The organism is Synechococcus sp. R6-7 (genome assembly GCF_047461695.1).
Lineage (GTDB): Bacteria > Cyanobacteriota > Cyanobacteriia > Thermostichales > Thermostichaceae > Thermostichus.
Map to the genome: position 1 here is coordinate 1 of NZ_JANSHS010000131.1, position 5,869 is coordinate 5,869.

Consider the following 5,869-nt stretch of genomic DNA (forward strand, 5'->3'; position numbering starts at 1 on the left):
CCCCCAAACGGCTCGGCACCCACCTCCACCACCATCACCGCCGACCAGATCACCTACGACCGCACCAACCAGGTGGCCGAGGGGAAAGGGAACCTGCGCATTCGCGAACGCGGCATCGAGATTCGCGCTCCCCAGGGCACCTACCTGCGGCAACAGGCCCAAAGCATTCTCTCCGGCGGTGTGGTGTTGCAAGAGGTGGCCGGCGACAGCAGCCGGGATCCCTTATTGGCCGATCTGCGCTTGGCCCAGGCCTCTCCCGGCCCGGAGGCGACCCCAGACCAACAGGATCAAGAAGTCACCATCATTGCCGACCGCCTCACGTACGACCGCAACACACAAATTGCCCAAGGGGAAGGCAACCTGGAGATTCGCCAGGGGGAAACCATCATCCAGGCGGCCCAGGGCACCTACCGCCGCCGCGAATCCCAAAGTCTGTTGACGGGAGGAGTTACCCTGGAAGAACCCGGACGGGTGCTCACCTCCGCCCGCCTGGAGGGCAACCACCGCGACAAGATCTTCCTCTTTGAAGACAACGTCCTCTACCGGCAGATGGCTACCTCCACTCCGGCGCCCAGCGAGGGATCCCTGACAGAGGAGCTGCGCCAAGCCGAAACCGAGGTGCGGGCTGCCCGCCTGGTTTACAACTCCCGCACCGGCACTTCCGAGTTTAGCGATGCCGTCGAGTTTATCCAGCGGGGACGTAGGGCCAAGGCCAACCAGGCCACCATCACCCCTGAGAAAGTGGAGCTGCGGGGAGAGGTGGTGATCGAGCAGATCGAGGGGGAGTGGCTGGCGCGGCGGCTACAAAACCCGGAGACCCAGGCCGATGTGGATCAGCCGACGGTGATCTACGCCGACCGGGTGGAGATCGACCAAGCCAGCGGCGATGCCCGCTTCTTTGGCAATGTGGTTATTGTGCAGGCCAACCGCGCCATCGAAGGGGATCGCGCCGATTACTTTGACCGAGAACAAATTTTCAAAATCAGCGCCGAACAGGCTCCTGTGGTGCTCTGCGATCGGGGAGAGGTCGGCCGCCTTCCCGGGGAGAGCACCCAAGCTCTGCCGGGCCGCAACGCGCTGGATCAGATGTGCCGGGGCGCCAATCGCCTCAGTGGCAAGCTGGTTACCCTGAACATAAAACAAGATGAATACACCGTCGAAGGGGACGGGCAACAGCAGGGCATGTTTCAGTTTCGCATCACCGACGCCCTCTGATGGGATCCCCCCTCGGGGAGCCATCTGTGGTTTTTGATCGTCCAGGTTTGGCTGAGGTTGTGATCCGAGGTGATGTCATGACGGCTCCACTCGCCGAGGGCAAACTGCGCAGAACCCCTGCTCAAGCGGGCAGCTCTTGGGGATCCCTGAGATTGGGAGCTGCCTTTTTGGAGTTTTATCTCTTCAAAGAGATGATCCGCCCCTTCTTTCTGGGGGTGGCCGGGGGCACGGTGATGATGCTGGGCAACCAGCTGTTTATCTACACCGATCTGCTGGTGAAAAAGGGCGCCCCTCCCCTGACCATTTTGCACATTCTCCTCCTCAATTTGCCCGCCATTTTGGTGGTCACCTTTCCCATTGCCGGCCTCTTTGCCACCTTGCTCACCCTGGGCAAAATGGGAGCCGACAGCGAGATCACCGCCCTGCGTGCTGCCGGGATCCCCTATCGCAAAGTGTTTATCCCCGTGCTCTGTATTGGCCTGCTGATCAGCGGCTTGGCGCTGTTGACCAATGAAGTGATTGTGCCGGAAACCAACCAAAAGGTGAAAATCCTGAACAAGAACCTCATCTTGGCTCAAGATGCCCTTTTGTTTAATCCAGAAGAGATCGTGCGGGTGGATGATGATCTCTGGTTTCATGTCGGATCGATTGACCCGAAGACCGGCTTGATGCGGGATTTGTTGATCCTGGATCGCAAAGCTGAGACCGGCCACCTGCGCTATCCGCAGGTGATCTCCGCTCAAACCGCGCAGCAGGTGGGCCAATCGTGGCAACTGCGAGATGTGGTGATCCGCCGTTATGACGAGCAGGGGCGCACCTACTATGAAGGCCAGGTGGAAGAAATGCAGCTCAACATCGTCAACAAACTGGTGGGCCTGGTGTACGCGGAAAAGGTGCCCCAAGAGCAACGGGCGGGGGAGCTGTGGGAGCAGTGCCAGCGATATCGAGCGGAGCAACGTCCTTCTGCCGATGTGGCCCGCTGCCTGACGGAATACCACCTCAAGTTCGCCATTCCTTTGGCCAGCTTTTTCGCCATCTTGGTGGCTGCCCCCTTGGGCCTGCAAACGGTGCGGCAAACGGGGCGCTACGGCGGCGTGGCGCTAGCGATTGTTCTGGTGTTTATTTACTATGTACTGATGAGCCTGGGACGAGCGATGGGTCGAGTTGAGCACATCGATCCCTGGCTGGCTGCCTGGTTGCCGAATATGATTTTCGGTGGGGTAGGCCTTTCTTTACTGTGGCGGTTTTTACGGTGAAATCCTGCAACTTCCCCCCTGACTTCAGCCCTTGGGCAAAGTGGTTGGCTCTTTGCTGGGGCGGCTCCCTGTGGTTGGGGACGGGGGAGGCCGTCTTCGCCCAGTTGGACCCCCTGCCCACTGTTGGCGTCGGCGGGACGGAGTTCTCTCTGGAGGGCTACCAGCGCTTTCGGTCAGCGCAAACACTTGCTCAGCGCCTGCAACTGGCCCGCCGGGCTTCCAGCCCAGAACCGATGGCTGCCGCCGATGAGGAGCCCATCACCTTGGCCGAGGCGCAATCTTCTCTGCCTGCTACAGCCTTGACTGCGGCAACCCCACCCCCTACGGCCCCGGTTTCAGACTTTGGATCCCCTCCCCTTGCCAACTCTCCTGAAAAGCCCCTCACGCCAGAAGAACTGAACCGACAGCGGCTACAACGGCTGTTGGCCGAAGGGGCAGCAGCCCATGCTCGGCGACAGGCGCAGCAGGCCCAGGCAACACCTTCTCCCCAACCCCCTTCACCGGCGACGCCCACCGCGGCAGTTCCCAGCCTGAACTCCCTTCGGCTTTCCCAGCCCATGACTTCTCAGGCTGAGGCCCTGCAGGTGGAAGAGCAACCCTGGCTGCGCCCCACCAACACTGTGCAGTTGCCTGCTCCCACCTCGGCACCCAATGCCGAGAACCCGGCTACGGCTCAACTGCAAGGTGAAGCTGGTTCAGAGGCAAGGTTGCACCGGATCCCAGCTTCCCCCAAGACCATTCCTCCCCTGATCTCCCAAGCCGGTGGGAGCTTGGATTTGGGCGGTGTTGTGTTGGCAGAGGCCACCCCTGGGTCGGGGCTGACGGGATCCCCCATGGCCACTCAAAGGGGCAGGGAAGCCTTTGTCCCCACTGCGGGCTCACCCCTGGCTCCTCAACTGCTGGAGCAGTTCCCCCTTTTGCGGGATCTGGGCACCGGGGCAGATGCCGTCTCGGCGACAGGGAACGTTAGCCAGGGATCCCAAATCCGCCAGCAGCTCTCGGCCACCGCGCAGCGGCAAATCCCCCTCGACCCGGATCAAATCAACGTCAGCGGGGATGTCCTCAGCTACATCGCCGAACAGGATCTGGGCATTGCCGAGGGAAATGCTTCGATCCAACTGGCTGACGGCACCCGCATCACCGGCGACCGGCTGCTGTTTTATCGGCGGGAGCGACGCCTGCGCAGCGAGGGCCCTTTTCGCATGGAGCAGCCCCCTGGCCCCCAAGGGCGCGGGATCCGGCAAATCGAAGGGCGAAATTTGGATCTGGATATCCCCGGTCGCACCGCCCAATTTGAGAGCTCGCTGGTCATTCTGCCGGGGGAGGAGCCGGGCACCAAGGTTTTTGTGCGCAGCCAAGAGACCACCGCCATTTTGGGGGATCAGATCTTTTTCGAGAAAGCCACCGTCACCACCTCGCCAGAGCCACCCATCACCCACTACGTGCAAGGGGATCGGGTGGAGGTGTTTCCCGATGACCGGGTGATCGTCTACGACGCCCGCGTGTTTGCCGGCGGCGAACTCACAGAAGCAGGGGATCTGCGGGCAGGCCTGCAGATTGCCTATTTCCCCCTGTTCATCTACAGCCTGCGAGATCACCAATGGGTGCTGCCGGGGCGCAGCGAGACAGAGGGGGTGTTTGTCAAATCCAGTTGGGCCTACCGCTTCGACGAATACAACTTCGGCGGCCTGCGGCTGGATGCCATCCAGAAAAAAGGGGTGGGCATTGGTTTCTTGCATGACTACATCCTGCCCATCCCGGACAGTGTCAACTACGGGCGAGCCCAGTTTTACTTGGTGACCGAAGCCGACCAACAGCGCTTCTCCAGCCGTTTCCGCATCGACCACAACTTCGACTTTTACGCTGCCAACCTCTTTGGGCAGGAAGGCCAACTGCGGGGGCAGCTCAACCTCAACCTGGACAACACCTACCGTCCTGCCGGCGGACGCAACGACAACGCCGATCTGCGTCTCAACGCCACCTTTCAGGGGGATCTCTCCACCACCACCCTCAACATCAGCCGCACCGGATCCCAAGAGCGGGGCATCTACAGCTTCCCCCTCACCCTCAGCCACACTCAGCGCTACGGGGGCGTGCATTGGCTGCAATCGGATCTGCGCTTGGACTACAACCAGCGGGTGAGCGTCAAAGATGGCCCCGACTTTGCCGATGCGCGGTTGACGCTGGGCACTCAACTGACCCCACCCGGTTGGGGAGGTACCTATCGCCTGGCCTACCGTGCCTACAGCAGTTCCAATGGCGACAACGAGCCGCGTCGCAACTTCGAGCTGGCCTTTAACCCCGACCTCATTCGCATCACGCCCGATATTGCCCTCAGCAGCGCCCTCACCCTGACTCAAGAGCAACAGCCGGATCAAGAGGTGGGGGCAGGTCTCCACTTTTTCAATCGCTACGAGCTGCGCTCCAGCCTCCAGTTCAACGATATTCAACCGGCTCCCTGGATCACCTTCATGCCGGGTTCTATCGATTACACCCAAGTTCTCTACTCCACTCCTGACCAGGAGTCTACCGTCAGCCTCAACCCTCGCCTCAGTCTCAGACCTGCCGACTGGAATACCATCGACCTGCGCTACAGCCGCACCTTCTACGGCAACAATTCTGTGCCCTTCCAAACCCTCTCCACCAGCCCTAAAGATGTGGATCGCATCAATGCCAACATCAGCTTCTTTACGCCCCGCGATCCCCTACCCGATGTGCCCCCAGGCTACATTGCCTTTGAAGATGACCTGCCCGGCGAGCTGCCGATAGCCCTGACCTTCCCCGACGATACCCCGGAGGATTTGGCAGCGATTGCCTCCCGCAACTTGCAGGAGCTGCAGGCAGAGGTGAAAAACCTGGTGCGCCTGGACACCAGCCTTGGCTACGACTTCATCACCCAGAAGTGGGATACCCTCAACGCCAACTTCACCTGGAGCACCGCCCCTGATCTGTTCAACATTCAGTTGCAGACGGCCTACGACCTGAACCAGGGACAGCTCCAACCCGTTCGTCTGGAGTATCGGGGACGCAGCAGCACCACATTTAACCGGGATCAACGCTCTGGCCTGGATGTGTATGAACCAGGGATCAGCTATGCGCTGCAGGCGGTTTACGATCCCCGGTTGGGCCAGATCTCTACCTATGGTCTGGAGCTGGATGCCACCCTCGGCACGCAGTGGCAAAACCACTGGCGGCTGCGCCTGGGCCTGACGGAAGCAGGGATCCGCCGGGTGGAAGTTCGCCGTGACCTGCGGGATTTTGAGCTGCGCCTGGCCTACGATCCGGTAGCCGAGTCGCTGCGCCTGGAAGGGATTCTGGTGGCTTTCCCCAGTCGCCCGGTGGGCCTCACCCAAGAGCGGGGAGATTTTCAAGTAAACTACCCGACCCTGACTGCTTCG

At 60.9% G+C, this 5,869-nt stretch carries 3 protein-coding genes; all 3 read left to right on the forward strand.

The window, feature by feature from the left end; genetic code table 11:
- On the forward strand, positions 1 to 1,215 hold a 1,215-nt coding region (locus NW815_RS04560; protein ID WP_414415758.1), incomplete at its 5' end, for an LptA/OstA family protein.
- Positions 1,216 to 1,292: 77 nt separating this feature from the next.
- Entirely contained in the window at positions 1,293 to 2,471 is a 1,179-nt protein-coding gene (locus NW815_RS04565) for an LptF/LptG family permease (protein ID WP_414388003.1), read from the forward strand.
- Positions 2,453 to 5,869, forward strand: a 3,417-nt coding sequence (locus NW815_RS04570; protein ID WP_414415759.1) for a hypothetical protein, incomplete at its 3' end; no start/stop codon positions are given. The genes NW815_RS04565 and NW815_RS04570, both read left to right, overlap by 19 nt.